The organism is Kitasatospora cystarginea, assembly GCF_039533515.1.
GTDB lineage: Bacteria > Actinomycetota > Actinomycetes > Streptomycetales > Streptomycetaceae > Kitasatospora > Kitasatospora cystarginea.
This window is the reverse complement of sequence record NZ_BAAATR010000044.1, coordinates 38,318-58,490: the sequence shown is the minus strand read 5'-3', so window position 1 is coordinate 58,490 and position 20,173 is coordinate 38,318. Positions and strand designations below refer to the sequence as shown.

At 71.0% G+C, this 20,173-nt stretch carries 20 protein-coding genes; 2 read left to right on the top strand and 18 right to left on the bottom strand.

Annotated elements, in window-relative coordinates; translation table 11 throughout:
* Positions 1 to 8: 8 nt before the first annotated feature.
* The 8 genes from accD to ABD369_RS33440 all read right to left on the bottom strand — a co-directional run bounded on the left by accD (position 9) and on the right by ABD369_RS33440 (position 7,005).
* Positions 9 to 1,745 carry an acetyl-CoA carboxylase, carboxyltransferase subunit beta gene (gene accD, locus ABD369_RS33475; RefSeq protein WP_344640383.1) on the bottom strand — a complete coding sequence of 579 codons (1,737 nt, stop codon included), beginning with the start codon at positions 1,743 to 1,745 and terminating at the stop codon, positions 9 to 11.
* Positions 1,746 to 1,778: 33 nt separating this feature from the next.
* Positions 1,779 to 2,111, bottom strand: coding sequence for a TcmI family type II polyketide cyclase (locus tag ABD369_RS33470; protein ID WP_344640397.1), 333 nt, complete (start codon positions 2,109 to 2,111; stop codon positions 1,779 to 1,781).
* A gap of 5 nt (positions 2,112 to 2,116) precedes the next feature.
* Entirely contained in the window at positions 2,117 to 2,575 is a 459-nt protein-coding gene (locus tag ABD369_RS33465; RefSeq protein WP_344640382.1) for an SRPBCC family protein, read from the bottom strand.
* Between the two features lies 1 nt (position 2,576).
* Positions 2,577 to 2,834 carry an acyl carrier protein gene (locus tag ABD369_RS33460; protein ID WP_344640381.1) on the bottom strand — a complete coding sequence of 86 codons (258 nt, stop codon included), beginning with the start codon at positions 2,832 to 2,834 and terminating at the stop codon, positions 2,577 to 2,579.
* A 64-nt stretch (positions 2,835 to 2,898) separates the two neighbouring features.
* Positions 2,899 to 4,140, bottom strand: a complete 1,242-nt coding sequence (locus ABD369_RS33455; protein WP_344640380.1) for a beta-ketoacyl synthase N-terminal-like domain-containing protein — start codon at positions 4,138 to 4,140, stop codon at positions 2,899 to 2,901.
* Between the two features lie 6 nt (positions 4,141 to 4,146).
* On the bottom strand, positions 4,147 to 5,403 hold the full coding sequence (locus ABD369_RS33450; protein ID WP_344640379.1) for a beta-ketoacyl-[acyl-carrier-protein] synthase family protein: 1,257 nt from the start codon (positions 5,401 to 5,403) through the stop codon (positions 4,147 to 4,149).
* On the bottom strand, positions 5,400 to 5,825 hold the full coding sequence (locus tag ABD369_RS33445; protein ID WP_344640378.1) for a cupin domain-containing protein: 426 nt from the start codon (positions 5,823 to 5,825) through the stop codon (positions 5,400 to 5,402). The genes ABD369_RS33450 and ABD369_RS33445 overlap by 4 nt, the downstream gene beginning before the upstream one ends.
* A 70-nt stretch (positions 5,826 to 5,895) precedes the next feature.
* On the bottom strand, positions 5,896 to 7,005 hold the full coding sequence (locus ABD369_RS33440; RefSeq protein WP_344640377.1) for a SchA/CurD-like domain-containing protein: 1,110 nt from the start codon (positions 7,003 to 7,005) through the stop codon (positions 5,896 to 5,898).
* 246 nt (positions 7,006 to 7,251) lie between these two features.
* Here ABD369_RS33440 and ABD369_RS33435 point away from each other — a divergent pair, with 246 nt between their 5' ends.
* Complete coding sequence (locus tag ABD369_RS33435) at positions 7,252 to 8,877, top strand: FAD-dependent oxidoreductase (protein WP_344640376.1); 1,626 nt, start codon at positions 7,252 to 7,254, stop codon at positions 8,875 to 8,877.
* 100 nt (positions 8,878 to 8,977) lie between these two features.
* Here ABD369_RS33435 and ABD369_RS33430 read toward each other — a convergent pair whose 3' ends face one another.
* The 3 genes from ABD369_RS33430 to ABD369_RS33420 all read right to left on the bottom strand — a co-directional run bounded on the left by ABD369_RS33430 (position 8,978) and on the right by ABD369_RS33420 (position 11,557).
* Positions 8,978 to 9,166, bottom strand: a complete 189-nt coding sequence (locus ABD369_RS33430; RefSeq protein ID WP_344640375.1) for a YegP family protein — start codon at positions 9,164 to 9,166, stop codon at positions 8,978 to 8,980.
* Positions 9,167 to 9,702: 536 nt separating this feature from the next.
* Entirely contained in the window at positions 9,703 to 10,728 is a 1,026-nt protein-coding gene (locus tag ABD369_RS33425; RefSeq protein ID WP_344640374.1) for a YHYH protein, read from the bottom strand.
* A gap of 193 nt (positions 10,729 to 10,921) precedes the next feature.
* Complete coding sequence (locus tag ABD369_RS33420) at positions 10,922 to 11,557, bottom strand: DUF4232 domain-containing protein (protein ID WP_344640373.1); 636 nt, start codon at positions 11,555 to 11,557, stop codon at positions 10,922 to 10,924.
* 573 nt (positions 11,558 to 12,130) lie between these two features.
* On the opposite strand from ABD369_RS33420, the gene ABD369_RS33415 reads away from it, so the two are divergent.
* On the top strand, positions 12,131 to 12,445 hold the full coding sequence (locus ABD369_RS33415; RefSeq protein ID WP_344640372.1) for a hypothetical protein: 315 nt from the start codon (positions 12,131 to 12,133) through the stop codon (positions 12,443 to 12,445).
* Positions 12,446 to 12,660: 215 nt separating this feature from the next.
* On the opposite strand, the gene ABD369_RS33410 is transcribed toward ABD369_RS33415, so the two are convergent.
* The 7 genes from ABD369_RS33410 to ABD369_RS33380 form a co-directional block, all read right to left on the bottom strand.
* On the bottom strand, positions 12,661 to 13,860 hold the full coding sequence (locus ABD369_RS33410; protein WP_344640371.1) for a serpin family protein: 1,200 nt from the start codon (positions 13,858 to 13,860) through the stop codon (positions 12,661 to 12,663).
* A gap of 86 nt (positions 13,861 to 13,946) precedes the next feature.
* Positions 13,947 to 15,128 carry an elongation factor Tu gene (tuf, locus tag ABD369_RS33405; protein ID WP_344640370.1) on the bottom strand — a complete coding sequence of 394 codons (1,182 nt, stop codon included), beginning with the start codon at positions 15,126 to 15,128 and terminating at the stop codon, positions 13,947 to 13,949.
* Positions 15,129 to 15,472: 344 nt separating this feature from the next.
* Positions 15,473 to 16,696: a PP2C family protein-serine/threonine phosphatase gene (locus tag ABD369_RS33400; protein WP_344640369.1), complete on the bottom strand. Its 1,224-nt coding sequence runs from the start codon at positions 16,694 to 16,696 to the stop codon at positions 15,473 to 15,475.
* A gap of 396 nt (positions 16,697 to 17,092) precedes the next feature.
* On the bottom strand, positions 17,093 to 18,070 hold the full coding sequence (locus ABD369_RS33395; protein ID WP_344640368.1) for a DUF6529 family protein: 978 nt from the start codon (positions 18,068 to 18,070) through the stop codon (positions 17,093 to 17,095).
* On the bottom strand, positions 18,067 to 19,020 hold the full coding sequence (locus ABD369_RS33390; RefSeq protein WP_344640367.1) for a metallophosphoesterase family protein: 954 nt from the start codon (positions 19,018 to 19,020) through the stop codon (positions 18,067 to 18,069). Before ABD369_RS33390 ends, ABD369_RS33395 begins: the two co-directional genes overlap by 4 nt.
* Positions 19,017 to 19,265 (bottom strand): cupredoxin domain-containing protein, encoded by a 249-nt coding sequence (locus tag ABD369_RS41290; protein WP_425557832.1) that lies wholly within the window; start codon positions 19,263 to 19,265, stop codon positions 19,017 to 19,019. Before ABD369_RS41290 ends, ABD369_RS33390 begins: the two co-directional genes overlap by 4 nt.
* Before the next feature lie 686 nt (positions 19,266 to 19,951).
* Positions 19,952 to 20,110: an RICIN domain-containing protein gene (locus ABD369_RS33380; protein ID WP_344640365.1), complete on the bottom strand. Its 159-nt coding sequence runs from the start codon at positions 20,108 to 20,110 to the stop codon at positions 19,952 to 19,954.
* Positions 20,111 to 20,173: the final 63 nt, after the last annotated feature.

Sequence of the window (20,173 nt, the reverse complement as noted above, 5' to 3'; positions counted from 1 at the left end):
ACCGACTGTCACTGTGCACCTCTCTCGACCGTTCTGGCCACCGGGTCGACCACCGGCCCGGCAGCGGTCCCTCCGTCAGCCCCGGCCACCTCGACACCGAAGCGGCGGAAGCGCCGCTTGCGTTCCGCGAGCAGCCGTGCGGGCTCCCAGGGGATCAGCTCGCCGAGCGCCGCGGTCAGCGCCTCGCCGAGCATCGTGGCCGCGCCCGCGTGGTCCCGGTGCGCGCCGCCGTCCGGTTCGGGGACGACGCCGTCCACGACGCCGAGCCGGGCCAGCTCACCGGCGTGCAGGCGGAGCGCATTGGCGGCGGTGGGCGCGGCCGCCGGGTCCTTCCAGAGGATGGCCGCGCAGCCCTCCGGACTGATCACGGAGTAGACGCCGTTGGCGCTCACCAGCACCCGGTCGCCGATGCCGAGGGCGAGCGCCCCGCCGCTGCCGCCCTCGCCGATCAGCACGGTGACGATCGGTACCGGTAGCCGGGACATCAGGCGGAGGTTCTCGGCGATGGCGATGGCCTGGCCGCCGCGCTCGGCGTCGGGGCCCGGGTTGGCGCCGGGGGTGTCGATCAGGGTGACCAGCGGGAGCCGGAGCTTGGCGGCCATCCGCATCAGCCTGGCCGCCTTGCGGTAGCCGGCGGGGGAGGGCATGCCGAAGCGGCGGCGCCGGCGCTCGGCCAGATCGGGACCGCCCTTGTGATGGCCGATCAGCACCACCGGGAGCCCGCCGAGCCGGCCGAGGCCGCCGACGATGGCGGGGCAGTCCTCGCTGAGCCGGTCGCCGTGTAGTTCGAGGAAGTCGTCGAGCAGACGGCCCACGTAGTCGAGGCTGCTGGGCCGGTCGGGGTGCCGGGCCAGCCGGACGGCGGCCCAGGAGTCGTGTCCGGTCGGGGCGGCGGCCTTGCGCGGGACCCGCCCCGGTGCGCGGACCGGCTCGGGCGGCCCGGCGGGGGAGCGCAGGCCCAGCAGCCGGCCGAGCGTGTCGCGCAGCGCGGGCCGGGCCACGACGTCGTCCACCAGGCCGTGGGCCAGCAGGAACTCGGCGGTCTGGAAGCCCTCGGGCAGCTTCTCGCCGGTGGTCTGCTCGATCACCCGGGGCCCGGCGAAGCCCATCCGGGCACCGGGCTCTGCGATGATCACATCGGCGAGGGTGGCGAAGGAGGCCGCCACCCCGCCGTAGGTCGGGTCGGTGATCAGCGAGATCACCAGGATCCCGGCCTCGTCCAGTTCGGCCAGGGCCTGTGCGGTCTTGGCCATCTGCATCAAGGAGAGCACCCCCTCCTGCATCCGCGCTCCACCGGAGGCGCAGACCAGCAGGAGGGGGGTGCGCAGCCGCAGGCTGGTCTCGGCGGCCTCGGTGATCTGGGCGCCGACCCCGCACCCGAGGCTGCCGCCGAGGAAACGGAAGTCCATGGCGGCGACGACCACCGGCTGCCCCTCGATCCGACCGGTCGCGCAGAGCACGGCCTCCTCGAGGCCGGTGTCGGCGCGGGCGTCGGCCAGCCGCTCGTGGTACGGGCGGCTGTCGACGAATCCGAGCGGGTCGTGCAGGGCCGCGACCTGGCGCAGTGGCTCGGCCGATCCGGGGTCGAGCAGCTGGTCCAGGCGCTGCTGGGCGCTGAGCCGGCCGTGCCAGCCGCAGTCCGGGCAGACCCGCAGGCTCCGCCGGAAGCGGCGGCCGTAGATCAGTCCGGCGCAGTGTCCGCAGCGGACCCACTCCGGGTCCGTCCGGTCGTCGGTGTCCACCATGGCGAGTCCTCCTCCAGCCCAGCGGGATGCGGCTCAGCGGGACGCGGCGCGCTCCCAGCGGTAGAACTCGCGGGCCATCGCGTCCTTGGGCTCCCGCCAGGTGGCGGGGTCGTACGCCTGGACGAAGGCGGTGAGCTTCTCGCTCACGTCGCGGAACTCCGGGTGGTCCTTGTACCTGGCCACCGAGGGGCCCGGCGGCCGGTCGGCCTCGATCAGGTGCAGGTAGAGATCGCCGAACTGGAACAGGCTGCGTCCGGTGACCCCGACCAGGTGCGGCAGCTCGCCCCGGTCGGACTCGGCGAAGACCCCGGCGATGTCCGCGCCGCACTCCGGCTTCATCCGTGCGACGATCAGCGTGCGGTGCACGGTGTTCACCCCTTCCTCCCCGCGCGCTTCTCGACCTTGTCCCGGATGAGTTCCATCTGGATCCGCGAGTTGCGGTTGATGTGGTTGGTCATCCCCTCGTCGTCGACGGGGGCGGTGGGCTTCATGGCGAAGTCCTGGATCCACCGCATGCTGGTGCCGCCCGGGACCTCGGCGTACTCCCAGCGGATGTCCATGTACTCGAACGGGCCCGGCTCGACCCGGCGGGCCTTGACGGCCAGCCCCTTGCGGTCACAGGTCCGCTCGGACACCCAGCTCCAGATCTTGCCGTTCTCGTCGGGGTGCATGGTGAGGCGGAAGGTGGTCCTGGCGCCCTCGCGGTCCAGCACCTCGACCGAGGCGTACTCGCTGAACAGCTGCGGCCAGTTCTCCAGGTCGTTGGTCATCTCCCAGACCAGGTCGACGGGGGCGTCGATGACGACGGTGTTGTCGGTGTGACCGGGCATCTCATGAACCTGCTTTCGCGAAGGAGTTGTTGATGGCGACGAGGAACTCGGACGGGGTCTTCGCCATTTCGGCGCCGTCCACGATCTGCACACCATGGCGGTTCTCCAACTCGCCCACCACACCGAGCAGTCCGAGCGAGTCCACGCCGAACTCCTCGAAGGTCGTCTCGGGACGCTGCAGGTCCCGGGGGTCGATGAAGATACCGGCCTTGCCCTTGATCAGGGCCGAGAGCTCGGTGTGGGTCAGGTTGGTGGGCATGCGCTGCTCCTTGTCGGGTGCGTTCAGTTGATTCAGTTGGTCTCGGCGTGTGAGCGCGGCGGCCTCACACCTCCTGGCCCCGGCGCAGCACCAGGGCCGCGTTGGAACCCATCAGCCCCCGGCTGAGCACCAGCGCGGTACGCAGTTCGCAGGAGCGGGCGTAGCGGGTCACCAGGTCCACCTCGTGGCAGACCTTGGTGACCCTGGGAGTGGGCGGGATGACGCCCTGCTCCAAGGCGAGTACGGCGGCCGCCACGTCCAGCATCGGGGCGCCGCAGTACGCCCGGCCGAAGCCGGCCTTGGGAGCGGTGACCGGGACACGGCCCGCGTGGTCGCCCAGCGCGTCCCGCAGGGCCAGCACCTCGGCCAGGTCGGCCTCCGGGGTGCCCAGCGCGTCGGCGAAGACCACGTCGATCTCGTCGGGCGCGCAGTGCGCCTCCCTCAGCGCGCCCCGGACGGCCCGGGCCAGGCCCTCCCTGGACTCCGCCCAGCGCGACGCCCCGGTGAAGGTGGCGGCGTGCCCGGCGAGTTGGGCCCGGATCCGGGCCCCGCGCGCGGCGGCCGCCGCCCGGGACTCGACCACGAACATCGCCCCGCCCTCGGCGGGAGCGAACCCGGCCGCCTGCGCGGTGAACGGCAGATAGGCCGAGTCCGGGTCGGCGGACCGGCTCAGCTCCGGGTAGCCGAGCTGGCAGACCATCGAGTACGGCGCCAGCGGGGCCTCCGCCGCGCCCACCACCACCGCCTCGGTGCCCCGCCGGATGGCCCGGGCCGCGTGCGCCAGCGCGTCCAGACCGCCCGCCTCGTCGGAGGCGACGACCCCGCAGGGGCCCTTGAAGCCGCCCCGGATCGACACCTGCCCGGTACTGGCCGCGTAGAACCAGGCGATCGACTGGTACGGTCCGACGTACTCGGGGCCGCGGCCCCAGAGCTGCTGCAGCTCCCGCTGGCCGAACTCGCCGCCGCCGGAGCCCGCGGCGGTCACCACGCCCACGGAGAACGGCGATCCGGCCGTAGGGTCCAGCGCGGCGTCCGCCAGCGCGAGGTCGGCCGCCGCCATCGCGAAGTGCGTGAACCGGTCCGTCTGGACCAGGTACCGCTCCTCCACCGATCCCGACGGCTCGAAGCCCCGGACCTCGCCGGCGACCCGCAGCGGCTGGTCGCCGCAGCCCTCCCGGGAGATCGGCCCCAGCACCGAGGCGCCCTCCTGGACGGCCTTCCAGAAGTCGTCGGTACCGACCCCGTTCGGAGCGATCACCCCGATGCCGGTCAGCACCGCGCGGCGCGGCGCCTGATCGTCCGTCACATTCCCTCACCCTTTCCGACTGAGCACCACGGCTGACTGGAAGCCGCCAAAACCGCTGCCGACCGAGAGCACATGACGGAGCGGTATCTCCCGGGCGGTGCGCGGCACGTAGTCCAGGTCGCACTCCGGGTCAGGGGTGGAGTAGTTCGCGGTCGGCGGCACCACGCCGTGTGCCAGCGCCAGGGTGCACGCCACCAACTCGATCGCGCCGATCGCGCCCAGCGAGTGGCCGACCATCGACTTGATCGAACTCATCGGCAGCCGGTAGGCGTGGGCGCCCAGCGACCGCTTGACCGCGGCGGTCTCGTGCCGGTCGTTCTGCTTGGTGCCCGAGCCGTGCGCGTTCACATAGTCGATCTCCGTGCCGTCCAGCCCGGCCTGATCCAGCGCCCGGTTGATCGACTCGGACATCTCCAGGCCTTCCTTGGTCAGCCCGGTCATGTGGTACGCGTTGCCGAAGGTGGCGAACCCGCCGATCTCGCAGTACACCGTGGCGCCCCGGCGGCGGGCGTGCTCCAGCTCCTCCAGCACCAGCACCGCGCCGCCCTCGCCGAGGACGAAACCGTCCCTGCTGGCGTCGAACGGACGGGAGGCGTGCTCCGGGTCGTCGTTGCGCGCACTGGTCGCCTTGATCGCGTCGAAGCAGGCCACGGTGATCGGCGAGATCGGCGAGTCCGAGGCGCCGGCGATCACCACGTCGGCCCGGCCCTCCTGGATCGAGTGGAAGGCGTAGCCGACCGCGTCCAGCCCCGAGGTGCAGCCGGTCGAGACGGTCTGCACCGGACCGTGCGCACCCGCCTGCTCGGCTACCGCGGAGGCCAGCGTGCTCGGCGAGAACGCCCGGTGCAACTGTGGCCCGGCCTCGCGGTGGTCCACGTCCCAGCGCTCGCCGCCGGCGCTCACCAGCGCGTAGTCGTGCTCCAGGCGGGTGGTGCCACCGACCGCCGTACCGAGCGAGACCCCGACCCGCCACGGATCCTCGGCCGCCAGGTCGAGCCCGGTGTCGCGGACCGCCTCGGCCGCTGCGACCAGCGCGAACTGCACGTACCGGTCGGAGCGGGCCACCTGCTCGGCGTCCAGGCCGTGCGCCGCCGGATCGAAGTCGCACTCGGCGGCGATCCGGGAACGGAACCCGGTCGGATCGAACAGCGTGATGCCCCGGGTCGCGGTCCGGCCTGAGGTCAACAGCGACCAGAACGCGGGCACGCCCACGCCGCCGGGCGCCACCACGCCGATTCCGGTGACCGCCACCCGCCTGGTCACGATGCGACCTTCGCGGGTTCCGTCGGCCCCGGCTGCGAGGTCTCTTCGGTGTCGACGTGCCCGAGCTCGGGACGCGGCGCCAGCGGGCCCAGGTGGAAGACCATCTTCGCCTCGGTGTCACCCACGTTGCGGAACCGGTGCCGCATGTTCACCGGGATCATCAGCCCCTGCTCGGGTCCCAGCGCCACGCTCACCCCGTCCAGGTCGACCTCCAGGTCACCACAGACCACGAAGACGAACTCCTCGGAGTACGGGTGGTAGTGCTCGCCGATCCGCTCCCCGGGCCGGACGATGGCCAGGCCCATGAACCCGCTGGTGGCGCCACACATGGTGGGGGTGAGCATGGCGCGCAGGTCGCCGCCGCGCCGACGGTTCGGCGGTGCGTCGTCGACGTGCACGATGCGTGGAAGTTGCGTGGTCATGGCTGCTGCCTCCAGGTGGTTTCTGCCGGGGGTGGTGGAGCGGGGATGCGGCTGACGGGGCGTCATCGGGTCAGTCCGAGCTGCGGTCGGTGACCAGGGAGAGCTCCCAGGCCGCGACCAGTAGCCGGGCGGTGTCGTCCCCGGGCCCGCCGGCGTCGGAACCGAGTTCCGTCAGCCGGCCGAGCATCGCATCGGGCCGCTCCCCGCGCACCCCGAGCGCGACCTCGACGGCGGACTTCGCCGGAACGGTCAGATCGACCTGCCGCACCAGCACGTCACCGCGGTGGAAGATCGTGCTGCGCACCAGCACACCGGCCGGATCGGCGGCATCCGCCAGGTCCTGACGGTGCAGCAGCTCTGCCAGCTCCGCACCGCAGCCGCTGCGGACCGGGTAGCTCAGCGCGTGCCGGTACACCGTCGCGGGCGCCTTGCGGCGGGCCACCGCGTGGTGCACGGCAGGCAGCGCCGCCCGCTGGAAGAAGTCCCGCGCGGAGAGCGGGTCGCTCAGGTCGCGGGCCTCCTCCAAGTACGGGTTGACGGCCTCCTCGACCGCCCGCACCTCGGGCTGCTGCGCCACGTGCCGCAGTGCCGCGACCAGGTCGCCGACCACCTCGACCGCCCGCACCACCCGGTTGCCCTTCATGTAGAGCGAGGTCCGGGCCAACCGGGTGGTCCCGTTCACCCGGGCCCGGGGTGAGGTGTAGCCGGCGAGGATCTCCGCCACCTTCTGCTCGCTGCCCGGCCGCACCGTGAAGGTCAGTGCGTGCCGCACGATCCCGTCCGCGCTGCCCGCGGGCACGGGCTGCGGCGCCGCGCTGCTGTCGAGGGTGCCGCTGTCCGAGGTCTCCCGCATGATGCTGAACCGCAGTGACCTGGTGTCCCGGACACACCCGTGCAGCGGCCGCACCATCTCGCGGTGCGCCTCGCTGTCCACCCAGGCCAGGAACGGCTGGGCGCTCTCCCACTCGCTGGTGATCAGCCACTGCGCGGGGTTCTCGATCGACTGGCAGAGCTGGTCGCTGACATGGCCGGGGACCGAGGCCACCTGGTGCCGCAGCTGCTCGTAGGCGTCCAGGAAGCGGTCCTGCGCCCCGTCCTGGACATCCAGCAGCAGCACCACGCGGAGACGCGAGTCCTGCGGTGTGGAGCGCTGCGCCTGAGGTTCGGACAGCGTGATCATTTTTGACTCTCCTTGGGCAGTTTTTAGGAAAGGCGAGCCCGAAGAAGCGCACTTCCGAGCCCTGCGAGCGCGTGATGTGACTCTCCGTGATCGCGCGAGCGCGTTCGGGCCTCAGCCTGAATCCGATCGTCGGGTGCCTGACCGAACCGCGCGAGATCTGCGGGCCATCCGGGCGAAACCCGCTCCGGCGGCGCGGCCGGAGGGGATGGATCACAGGTCCCGCACCGCGTACTCCTGGAGCAACCGATGAACCCGAAGACCGACGAGCGCGTCCCGGTCCTGATCGTGGGGGGCTCGCTGGTGGGCCTGTCCGCCGCCCTCTTCCTCGGCCGCCTCGGCGTCCGGCACCTGCTGGTGGAGAAGCACGCCGACACCTCCCACCACCCCCGAGGGCGCGGGAACAACCTGCGCACCATGGAGCTCTACCGGGTCGCCGGCGTCGAGGACGACATCCGCAGCGCCGCCTGCGTCCTGGCCGGCAACCACGGGATCCTGCAGGCTCACACGCTCACCAGCGCCGACCAGGAGTGGCTGTTCCGGGAGATCGACCCGGGCGGCGCGCTGGCCAGGTTCAGCCCCACCAACTGGTGCCTGTGCAGCCAGAACGACCTCGAACCCGTACTGCTGCGCCGCGCCCGTGAACTCGGCGGCACGCTGTGCTTCAGCACCGAGCTGCGCTCCTTCGAGCAGGACGCCGACGGCGTCACCGCCGTGCTGCGCGACCGGGAGACCGGCGCCGAACGCACCGTCCGCGCCGACTACCTGGTCGCCGCCGACGGTCCGCGCAGCCCCGCCCGCGAGCGCCTGGCCATCGGCCAGACCGGGAAGGGCGACCTCTTCCACAACGTCAGCATCACCTTCCGCGCCAAGCAGCTGGCCGAGGTGGTGGACGACCGCCTCTTCATCGCCTGCTACCTCACCAACCCAGACGGGTCCGGTGCGCTGCTGCCGGTGGACAACGTCGAGAACTGGGTCTTCCACGCGCCCTGGAAGCCCGACCAGGGCGAGACCCTGGAGGACTTCACCGACCAGCGCTGCATCGACCACATCCGCACCGCCACCGGAGTGCCCGACCTGGAGGTCGAGATCACCGGAAAGGCCCCCTGGCACGCCGCCGAACGGGTCGCCGAACGCTACTGCTCCGGACGCGTCTTCCTGGCCGGCGACTCCGCCCACGAGATGTCGCCCACCGGCGCCTTCGGCTCCAACACCGGCATCCAGGACGCCCACAACCTCGCCTGGAAGCTCGCCGCCGTCCTCGGAGGCTGGGCCGGACCCGGCCTGCTGGAGACCTATCAGCAGGAACGCCAACCGGTCGCCCGGGCCACCAGCGAACGCGCCTCCGCCCGCTCCGCCGAACACCGCCACCCCGGCTACGACGCCCTGCCCGGCACCGGACGGCAGAGCAACGTCCTGGCCGTGGCCCTCGGCTACCGCTACAACACCGGCGCCGTCCTCGGTACCGACCCCACCGCACCCACCGTCCCCGAACGCTTCCAGCCGGACGGCGCCCCCGGCGGGCGGGCCCCCCACCTGTGGCTGCGTCGCGCGGGCGTCCGGCTCTCCACCGTGGACCTCTTCGAGAAGCACCTCGTGCTGCTCACCGGCCCCGGCGGGTCCGCCTGGCACCGGGCCGCCGAACGGATGGCCGGCAAGTTGGACATCCCACTGGACCGCTACCGCATCGGCACCACCACCGAGGACGACCTGGGGCCCGAGCCCGGCACCGACTGGGCCACCGCCTACGGCACCGGCCCCGACGGTGCGGTCCTGGTCCGGCCGGACGGCTTCGTGGCCTGGCGCGCCACGGCGGCCGCGGCCGACGCGGAGTCCGTGCTCGGCACCGTGCTCGGCGACCTGCTGCGGCTCTGACCCGCTCTGCCGGCTGGGGCCTCGACCGGATCAAGTGGCATGGCACAAGGGCCGGTTCCCCACTGTGAACGGGGAACCGGCCCTCGTGCCCGGGGTCGGGCTAGGCCGGCATCGACGCCTCGTGGACCTGGGCGTACGGTGCGAGCTTGCGGATCGACTCGATGCTCTTCATCAGCGACTCCTTGCTGTCGTGCGGGTCGCTGGTGATCAGCACCGAGCCGTTGCTCGCCTTCAGCCGGAACCGGTGCACGCCCGGCTTCTCGGTGTAGACCTCGAACTTGCCTGCCATGGAGATTTCACCTCTCGGATCTGGTCACCCCCCTCCCGACGCACCGTAGGCCCGCCCCGGGCATGTCGCGCTCCGGGAACGGCCGTATGGGTAAGGGCATTTGGGGGATAGGGCTGTTTGGCGAGTAGTCCGACGCCGGTACGGCCAGGGCCGTCGCGTGCCTCCTGACGCGGCCCGGCAAGGGCTGCTGGGGATTCTGTGGGGATTTGGCGGCGGAGGCTCCCGGGTCGCTCGTTGGGAGGAAAAGAGGCGGTGGCCGGTAGTGGTCCGGTCACCGCCTTCTGCATCAAGGAGGGACATCGTTCAGACGAGGGCTGGGACTGCGGGTGCCATCGCCGTCTTCTTCTCCCGGGCACGGCGCAGGGCGGCGAGCCTGCTCGCGGTGGGGCGCAGCTCCATTTCCGGGGGCGCTGGCCGGGCGTGGACGGCCGACTGGGCGGGAGCCGCGTGTGGCCCCACCCGTCGTTCCCACAGGAGCGCGTCTGGCCTCCAGCCGGATACACGCCGACCTGGGCAGGCAAGTGGTCTCCGCCGTTCTAGTGCCCGCCGTGCCCGGACCCGGACACCGTCACCGGCTTCCCCCGGAAGCATCCGATGGAGTACGGATACTCTCCGTTGAGGTGGTAGTGGTACATGACGACCTTCTTGCCGTCCCACATGATCGCGTGTGTGTGACCGTGGCAGACGTCCAGATCCCTGTTCTTGACGATCTCTCCGTCCTCGCCGCGCGGCCCGAAAATCCCGAAGCCGTCGATGGCGTATCCCACGAGCGGTGAGTGCCGGGAACGGGCACGGGTGTTCGCGGATCGCCTCGAATGCTTGCTTCCGAAGCAGGTCTGCGAGGGGCCGTGGTAGTGGTACTGCGTGTCGTACGGATGGCCCCAGCAGCGGTCCAGCGGCAGGGCCGCGTTGGGGTCGACCGGTCGGTCCTCCGCGTCGGTGGCCACCTCCAGGTGGAAGGTGCCGCCCGCCAGAGCCATCCCGGTCGTCAGCTGGTCGATGCACGTGGGCTGCGCCTGGACAGCCGGATCGCGTGGAACGGTGATGTCGAGGTTCCACGGCTTGATGGGGATCGCGGCGGCGTTGGGGTACCCGTGCGCGGGAATCTCCGCGTAGTACTTGTAGGCGGGGGTGCCCTTCTGGACGGGGAAGCGCCCGGTGGCATGGTCCGGGAGCCCGTTGCCCTTGAAGCGCCTCTCGGTCGCGGTGGTCGACACCTTCAGGTACTTGTGCCAGTGCATGGTCCCCGACACGAACGGGCGCTTGAGTACGTCGATCACACCGTGCGCGTCGATCCACGGGCGGTCGGGCCGAGTGAGGGTCCCCCCTTTGCAGGCGAAGAGGGTGTCGCGCGCGGGTGAGGCGATCGACGTGCCGGTAGGGGGTGTGTGCAGGCGGGTGATGAGGGTGCCGTCTCCCTCGCCTCGTACGTCCTCGGCCGCCCGCACGGGGTGAGGGGCGGCCGCCGCCACGGCTCCGGAGTCGGCCGGGGCCATCGCTGGACCCAGCAGCGCACAGGCGGCACTGGCCGCCATGGCAACGGATCTGAGTACGCCGTACATGAACGCTCCCCATCTCGGGCGGCGAGCCGGCGATCCCGGCCTGGTTCCCGCCGCCCGCATCACCTCACCACGCCCGGCTACCGATGCTCCGTCGACACGTACGCGCGTTCGGGTGAGCCCGCCTCCGGGCCTGCGCTCGCGGCAGGCCCGGAGCCCGGGAGCCCGGCCCGGGGCTTCCGGCCCTTCGGAGTCCTCAGGAGGTGAAGACCACGCCCTGGCTGACCGGCTGGAGGGAGCCGACCGTGAAACCGGAGGGTGAGACGGTCAGTTGCAGTACCGGCTTGCCGTCGACACCGAGGAGGTTGGCGTTGAGCTGGGTGGTCTCATCAGGCGGGGTGATCGTGATGCCGGCCAGCACCTTGCAGGTCGGGTCGGCCTTGTCGCAGGACGTCCACTTGAGGCCGGAGAACGCCGAGACGCCCGGCTTGAGGCTGACCTCGATCGGCTGCCCGGGGTGCGCGACCCGCGAACTGCCGGTCACCACGGGGCTGTTGTCGGCCAGCAGCCCACCGTAGCCGAGGTAGCCGTGGACGGTGCAGGTGCGCGTGCTCTTGTTGGTGAGCATCACCATCGCGGACCCGGGGTGATCCGGCTGCAACTGGACGTCGGCCTTGAGATCGGCGGTGTGGCAGCGGGTGGAGACCTTGCCGTCGGAGGCGGAAGTGCCGGACGCCGCGGCACCGGCAGCCTGCGCGGAAGTGGCCGGCTTGCCCGGCGCACCTGACGTCCCGGCAGCCCCCGCGGGTGCCACCGGGGTTGCGGACGTCGACGACACCTCGTCGTTGCACGCCGTCGCTCCCAGCCCCAGCGCCAGCACTGCCGCTGTCACCGCTACTGCCCTACCAACCCGCATGATCCGTTCCTCCGGTTCCGCGGACGACACCAGGTCGTGCCTCCGATCACCCCAGGGGACGCCCCGCCGTCGCCCACCGGTTCGCCGCTTTCCGTCCCGGGGGCGTAACAGTCGTACCACCGGAGCGGAACACCGGCGGCCACCGGGCAGCGAGTCGGGCAGCGAGTCGGGCGCCTGTCGGAAACCGGGTCGGCGTCAGGCGGTCGGCAGGTTGCGCGCCAGGCCCGACCGGGGCGCCCTCGCCACCCGGCGCGAGCAGGATCTCGAAGCGCAGCTCGGGCCAGAGCGGCTCGGTCGTCCCGAAGCCTTCCACCGCCATCGGCCCGGGCTGCTGAACTTGAATGAGTGATGTCGGCGCCGGGTGGGTGCGAGGAAGCGGATCCGGCTGTAAGTCGTGGGACGCTTCACGTACTCGCCGAGCGCGCGAACGACAAAGTGACAACCACTCTGTTGACCTGCGGGGGTGAGGTTCTCGTTCACCGAGAGTAGAACCGGCGCGGACTGGACAGGTCGCAGACGTCCGATCTGACCACCGCTCTTGGAGTCTTCGTGCGAGTACGCAACGCCCTGTTCGTTGGTGCGGCCGCCGTCCTGCTGGCCCTCATGGTGCCGATGGGCACCGCCAACGCGGCTACGGGATCCTTCGAGTACGCCACGCAGCCCGACAATGTCCCGCATCTTCTCAACAACCCGGGGGACGGCCAGTGTTACAACATCCGCGGCGATGGCTTTGCCGCCAACATCACTGACCGCGACGTCGAACTCTACGTCGGGGCCAACTGTCGCGGAGACATCGTGAACGTCCTCACCCCCGAGCAGGAGGATCCGGACGTGGCGTTCGGGAGCGTGAAGTTCATTCGATAGGACCAGGCCGCGTCACACCCAGCCGCTTCTCCCGACGAGTGCGATGGGCGCGGCAGAACCGTCGGTCAACTGGCCGGCACCAGAAGCTCATCGAGGCGCCCGGCTGGACAATCCCAGCCGGGCGCCTCGATGCCCGAGAGGCCGTCGACCTCGCCGTCGGGCGAACGCCCCGACTTCACTCATTCAGGTTCAGTAGCGTGCCGGTCGGCAGGCCGTCAGTCTCCGGTCGGGGTCGGTACCGGGGCGATGGCCGGCCGGTCGACCCATCCGGCGGTGAGGACCAGCCGCGAGGTGCGGTGCACGGCCAGGAAGCCGAACGGCCGGTCGAAGCGGACGTCCGCCGACAGCGCGCGGTAGGGGTACTGCGGCACGCCGACCGCCACGAGGTCGATCGCGGTGACCGCGGCGGCCCGGAACCCGCGCGGGCCGAAGGTCGCCATGGCGTTCTGGGCGGCCGACCCGACCGCCAGCGGCTCGGCGCTGACGCCGGGAAAGTGTCCGCGCGAGGTGTCGGCTGCGGTGCGCAGGCCGAACAGCCCTGCCTGCGCCAGCAGATCGTGACTGGCGTTCACCGCGAACGGCACCGCAGTGACGTGCAGCCTCGGGTCGGGGTTCATGCTCGGCACGCGTTCCAGCGTCAGGCCCGGGCCCGGGGTGCCGAGGGACAGCCGGTCGCCCGGCACCAGCGGGTGTTTCCGGTCCAGCACCTCCACCGCGGCCTGCAGCACCTGGCCGGCTCCGGCCTGCTCGGCGCCGAGCACCAGATGCACGTCGATCCCGTTCCCACCCACCACCTGCAGCATCGTGAGCGGGCCGGCCGGCGTCTCGGCGACACCGACCCGGTCCAGCAACTGCGTGGTCCGGCACAGGACTCCGCACTCCAGCTCGGCCCACGGGCCGGTGTCCGCCGGCCACCCCGGCCACGACTGGAACGGGCGGATCCAGTCGGTGCGCACCTTCAGCGCGCTCGCCAGCACCAGACGGGTGTCGTCGTCCAGCACGACCGGCAGCGAGCCGATCTCACCGCCGGTGTGCCCGGCCGCCCAGGCGTCCAGTGCCGCCCGGTCGGCGGCGGCGTCGCCGGTCAGCCCGCCGTGCGTCCCGGCCGGCAACGCGGCGAGCCAGTCCGGCCACACCGGCGCCCGGAGGTCGGTCCACAGCCCGACCGCGCTCCGCACCCCGGGCATCCGGTCGACCGCCGCGAGCAGCGGGCGGGCCTCCTCGGCCGCCCGCTCGGCCGGCACGCCGACCGCCTCCGTCAGCTCATGCCGGGCGTCGCCGTCCGCACCGTGGGCGAGCAGCCCGAGCAGCGGCCAGACGCCGAGTGCGGTGAACGCGGTGCCATCGCCCGCGAACGTCCTGGCCCAGCGGGCACTGAGAGCGTTGACGGCCCGGACTGTCGACCTAGTGATCACGCCCCACCCCTCGGTTGTTCGACGGAGCCTACTGGCCCGGCCCGGCCCGGACCGGACCGCGGCCGGTAGGCTCCCCGGCCGCGAGGTCAGGCGAGGATGGCGAGGACCGTGCCCGCCGCGACCGTGCGGCCGCCCTCGCGGACGGCGAAGCCGAGCCCGGGCTCGAGCGGCACGGGCTGGCCGAGCGTCACCGCCACCTCGAGGGTCTCACCCGGCAGCGCCACGCCGGGACCCCCGGGCAGCTGGACCTCGCCGACCACGTCACCGGTCCGCAGGTAGAACTGCGGGCGGTAGCCGCTGCCGATCGGCGTCCGGCGCCCGCCCTCGGCCGTTGACAGCAGGTGCAGCCGCGCGGTGAAGGAGGTGTGCACCGATGCGCTGCCGACCGCCGTGACCACTTGGCCGCGCCGGACCTGGCCGCGCTGCACGCCACGCAGCAGCAGTGCGACATTGTCGCCGGCCTCGGCGGACTCCATCGTCCGGCCGAAGGTCTCCACGCCCGTCACCACGGACTGCGCGTCCGCGTCGTAGCCGAGCACCTCCACCCGGTCGCCGATGCGGACCTGGCCGCGCTCGACCGCGCCGGTCACCACCGTGCCGCGGCCGGTGATGGTGAGCACGTTCTCGATCGGCAGCAGGAACGGCGCGTCGGTGTACCGCACCGGCGTCGGGACGTACGCGTCCACGGCGTCCAGCAGCTCCAGCAGCGCGGCCGACCAGTGCGGGTCGCCCTCCAGCGCGCGCAGCCCGGAGACCCGCACGACCGGCAGGCCCGCGCCGTCGTAGCCGTGCGCGGAGAGCAGCTCGCGGACCTCCAGCTCGACCAGCTCCAGCAGCTCCGGGTCGCCCGCGTCAGCCTTGTTCAGCGCCACCACGACGTGCTCCACGCCGACCTGACGAGCCAGCAGCACGTGCTCGGCGGTCTGCGGCATGACGCCGTCCTGGGCCGAGACGACCAGGATCGCGCCGTCCAGCTGCGCCGCGCCCGTGATCATGTTCTTCACGAAGTCGGCGTGGCCGGGCATGTCGACGTGCGCGTAGTGCCGGGTGGCCGTCTCGTACTCGACATGCGCGATGTTGATGGTGATGCCGCGGGCGGCCTCCTCCGGGGCCCGGTCGATCCGGTCGAACGGGACGAAGGAGCCGCCGCCGCGCTCGGCCAGCACCTTGGTGATGGCGGCGGTGAGGGTGGTCTTGCCGTGGTCGACGTGACCCATGGTGCCGATGTTCAGGTGCGGCTTGGTGCGCACGAAGGCCTGCTTGGCCATGATCTCTCTCCGGGAGTCGTCAGCGTGATGACGGGACCTCAGCGACGGGCCGACCTTCCCCGTCTGAGGTCCCGGGGACGACCCGGGGAAGGTCAGCTTCGTGCGCCGTCGAAGGCGGCTGCGACTGCCTGGACAGCAGCCATCGCGCCCGCGACTGCGGGGAGTTCGGCGATGGCGTACTGGTACATGCGGATCATCGTGCCGGTCCGGGCGGCGGATCCGCCACTGGTTATTTCGCTATCGAATGCTCCCCCTCGGGAGGGCCGGCTGGCCGAGCGTGGAGGGGTGGCGGTCGTCTGCGTGGGCGGTGCTGTCCAGTTCGGGTTCGGTTGACGTCGGGGCGTTCAGTCAAGAACCGCGAGATGGTCGACGGTGCCCCCGTGCCATTCGATCATGAAGAGGGTGGCGTCGTCGCTGGTGCGCCCGGCTCGTTCCCTCTTCAGCGTGTGGGAGAGCCGGCGCAGATCTGCCCGCATACCATCGGACGGCTCTTCCCCCAGGCGGTTGATGCAGCGGATGAGGCGTTCCTCACCGAACGGCTCCCCGCCGGCGACGTGCTCTTCGATGATGCCGTCGGTGTAGCACAGCACCCGGTCGCCCCGCTGGAGCATGTGCTCTTTGATCCGGGGCTCCTCACCGCCGAAGCCGACGGGCAACGTCGTCGCGCTCTCCAGCTGCCGCACGACCTTGCCGTCGCGGATCAGCAGCGGCGCGGGGTGGCCCGCGTTGACCAGCTCCAGCTCACCGGTGGCGACGTTGACGTGCATCAGCTGGGCGGTGACGAAGTGGTCGGGACCGAACTGCCGGGCGATGGCGTCGTCCATGAACGCGTACTTCTCGGGCAGGCTGATGAACACCCGCCGGGCATGCCGGTAGGCGCCGATGGCGATGGTCGCCATCGCGGCGGCGTCCAGGCCGTGGCCCATCGCGTCGATCACGGCCGCATGCAGGATGTTGTCGTTGAGGGCGTAGTCGAAGCTGTCGCCGGCGACGCGGTAGGCGGGTTCCAGGATGCCGGCCACCGCGACCTGCGGCACGGACATCGTCAGCGGCGGCAGCAGGCTCCACTGGATCTCCGCAGACACGCTCATCGGCTCCCGGCGCCGGGCCTGGAAGAACAGGTCGGTATAGGCGTTCTTGGTGACGAGCATTTCGGCCGCCAGGGCAGCGAGTCGGCGCAGCAGGCGCCGGTCGTCCTCGCCGACGGCGTCCAGGGTCAGGGCCATCACACCCACCTGGTCGCTGCCGTCCAGCAGCGGCAGGTACATCCGGACGCCATGGGCCTGCGGCACCTCGACGACGTCCTCGCTCAGGAAGGCCCGCCCGGCGTGGGAGTCTGCCATCGGCTCGGGCTGGCCGACGTGCAGCTTCCCGCCCGGCAGCGGTACGAGCAGCTCCTGCGCGTAGTCCTGGAGCAAGATGGATACGTCGCGGCCACCGATCCCGACCACTTCCTCCGCGATCAGTGGGGCGATCAGCTGCGGTGGCATCAGCCGCGCCCGATCCAGCAGCAGACCGAGCACCCGTTCGCCGAAACCCTCCGACCGGTCCACGCTCTCCTTATCCATGACCCGGTTCGCCACCTCATTCCTGCCACCCATGCCGGCCACCGCCTCCGTACAAAGTGACCTGGGAAGCCGCCGGAGCGGCTCATTACGCCAACGCGCGGCATGTCGGCTCACGCTGACCGCGGCGTAACTCCTCAAGGACTTGGCAGCTTGCCGCAGTGACGGTGGCAGCTGCTAGGGGCGGATCCTGACCCGGCGGGACGGACGCAAGCGGTGGCAGATCGGTCCGTAGCCAGGCCGTGCAGGACGCCTGGAGAGGATCGGACGGCTGAGAGCAGACGAGCACCGCGCGAGTGCGGTCACGGGCGCCTGGCGATCCCGGCATGGGATGAGCAACTGCGCCCCGCCGCGCGGGAATCCGCTGTTGGCCGTCGGGAGAGACGCCCCACGTTCTGCTCACAGGCCGGGTGCCTGGAGGCCGTTCAGGTACCAGAAGGGGGCGGCGTACCAGATCAGGGCGATCGCGGTGACGAGGGTGCCGCCGGCCAGGGGAAGTGCCCAGCCGGGCCAGCGGCGGTGCCGGACCACGATGACCTTGGCGACGAAGGCCCCGTAGAGGAAGCAGCCGGTGAGCGAATGCAACGCCACGCGGGTGTCGGTGAATTGGACGCCGTAGGCGGTGATGCAGTGCCGGGCGATGGGCAGGGAGAGGAGGAAGGCGGTCAGGCCGATGAGGCGGTGCGTGGTGTGGACCGGGTGCGGTGCGGCTCGCAGTGCGGGCAGGCGGCCGTAGATCCACAGGGCGAGAAGGAGCTGGATCAGCGCCAGACCCAGGAGCGCGGACCCCATTTGGGCTTTCAGTAGTCTCGCGTCGTCGCCGCGGTTCCCGAAGAGGCTGGTCTCGTAGTTGGGGGTGTGCACCCGGCCGAACCAGAAGAGGCCGACCACCACCGCCACGGGCAGGAGAAGCCACAGGACGTCGTAGAGCCGTCGGTGGCCGGCGGGGCGAGCGAGGCCGGTCACGTACTCGGCCACCCCCACTCCTGATCTTGCCGCCGCAACCTCGGATGCCTGCCAGGCCACGAGGATCAGCAGGGTGAGCGTCTCGGCGATGAGGCTGAGCAGGGCCTGCGGGGCGGGTTGCAGGCCCTGCTCGGAGAACCCGAACAATCCGCTGGTGCGGGATGCGGTGAACCCGGCGAGCGTGCAAGTAGCGATCGCGGCGGCGGCGACTCGCAGGAGCGGGGGTGCCGCCAGCAGAAGGAGTGCGGCCACTGCGAAGGCGGTGCTGGCCTGCAGCAGGAACAAGGAGCCGATGATGTGGACGTAGCGGTATCCGTCGATGTAGAGCTGGGCGTGGATGTATCCGCTTGCCGCGAGCGCGGCGGCGAGCACCAGGCGCGGTGCGAGGGCGGGCAGGCTCCGGGTGTTCATGCGAGTTTCGTGTCCTTGACGGCCAGCGCGTGGTTGCCTTGCCAGTAGTTGACGGTGCGGATGCCGAGTGCGTCCTTGAGGCGTCCGGCGGGCAGTACCTGTGGAAGTGGGGCGGGGCCCTGGCCGGGTTTGGGGAACGGGTAGCAGGTGGGGCGGGCCGAGTGGAAGGTGATGTTGCCCTCGGTCTTGCTGAACAGCTGGTGGACGTGCCCGTTGAGGCACGTGACTGAGGAGAAGCGGCGAAACATCGACAGTAGCTGCACCGCGTCGTCGGTGCCCCAGCCCCACGTCGGATACATCGCGAACAACGGGATGTGACTGAAGATGACGATGGGGGTGTCCGAGGACAGGCCGGCGATGTCCTTGCGCACGAAGTCGATCTGATCGTTGCCCAGGTGGCCGAGTTGCTCCAGGTGCAGCGTGTTGACCAGCGCGATGAAGTGCACACCGTGGGTGTCGAAGCTGTACCAGCCGTCGCCGAGGGTGTTGTGGCCGAAGGCCTGTCGGTAGGCGCGTGGTCCGTTGTCTCCGATCGAGTCGTGCTCGCCCGGCACGGTGAAGACCCGGTCCGTGTCCAGCTGCGACAGCATCTGCTTGACCTGGTCGAACTGGGCGGGGGTGGAAAGGTGCGTCAGGTCGCCGCTGTGCATGACGAAGTCGGGTCGGAACCCGAGGGAGTTGACCTGGTTGATCGCGTCGGCGAACGTCGCGGTGACGTCCATGTTGGCCGGTCCCTGGAAGCCGATGTGGCTGTCGGAGACCTGCACGAAGTGCAGGTCCGCGCTGCTTGCCGGGGCCGAGTTCGCCGTACCGGGAATGTGACTGATCACCTCTCCCGCGACGACCGTCAGGACCACGGCGCCACCGAACCAGGCGGAGTGCCGCATGAGCTGGCGGCGGGTCATGCCGTGCTCGCCGCCGCCGTTGGAGTCGTGTGTGTCCTCGCTCATGGCGTCACTTCCACGGTGGCGGTCATGAACGGGTGGATGGAGCAGAAGTAGGGGTAGGTCCCGGGTGTGGTGAACGTGAAGCTGTAGGTGTCGTTGGTGGCCAGGGCTGCCGAGTTCAGTGGCCCGCCCGATCCTTGCTTGCTGGTGACGGTGTGAGCGTCGGGGTCGGTGTTGGTCCAGGTCACCTTCGTGCCCGCCTTGACCGTCAGTTTGGGCGGGGAGAACGCAAAGTTCTTGATCGTCACCGCGTTGGCGGCCGCTGGAGCGGACGGCTGGCCGCTGGTGGGTGAGGTCGAGGGCGTGCCTGGTGGTGGGCTGACCGTGACCGTACCGCTCGTTCCGGAGGCACCGGGGAATCCCGGCAGGGTCTGGCCGGGTCCGGGACTCAGCGCACCGCCGGGTTTGGGAGGTGACGATCCGCCGCACGCGCTGAGCAATCCGAGTGCTCCGGCAACGGCGACAGCGGCCAGGCACACCGTACGCGACCGCCGGACCGGCGGAGAGGAGCTCGCATTCATGACCATCGTTCCTTCTGCACGTCCCCAGCCGCACGGGCGGGTGCGATCCAGGACCAGTCCGGGATCGGTTCTCAGACAGACAGACGACCGCGTTACCCCCGTCGGGGGAGCTGAAAGAAGTGCAACCCGGAGGGTTACTTTATGTGGGCGGACAGCACATTCCATGTAGCGAAACGAATTCCACGGCGGAGTCTCGTTGTTCACCCTGGCGGCGGGCAGCGGAACGCCTCGAGCAAGGAAGCCCCAGGGACCCGGTGGGCGGCAGCCGCATTCCTGCGGCTGCTTCGTACGACGGCCCCGCCGGTTGCAACCGGCGGGGCCGCTTCACGCATTCAGGCCTGGTGGCCACGGCAGGTGCGGCGCCGCGATGCGGTGACTCGCACAGGATGCGGTTCTCTCCACAGCTCACCCGGTTACCCCAGGTGCCAGCAGCGCGAGGGATCCCGGTCGCAGGTGTACTGAACGAGGGTGACGATGTTGTCGGTGGAGATCCCTCCGGCGACGGTCGCGCACTTGCCCGTCGCCATATTGACGAGCTGGTAGGAGTCGCCGTTCCAGTTGGGGCCGGTCATCGGGCTCCGACCGCGAGGCTGAACGCAGCATCCGCTCGTCGGCGGGCAATGGCGCCGAGAAAC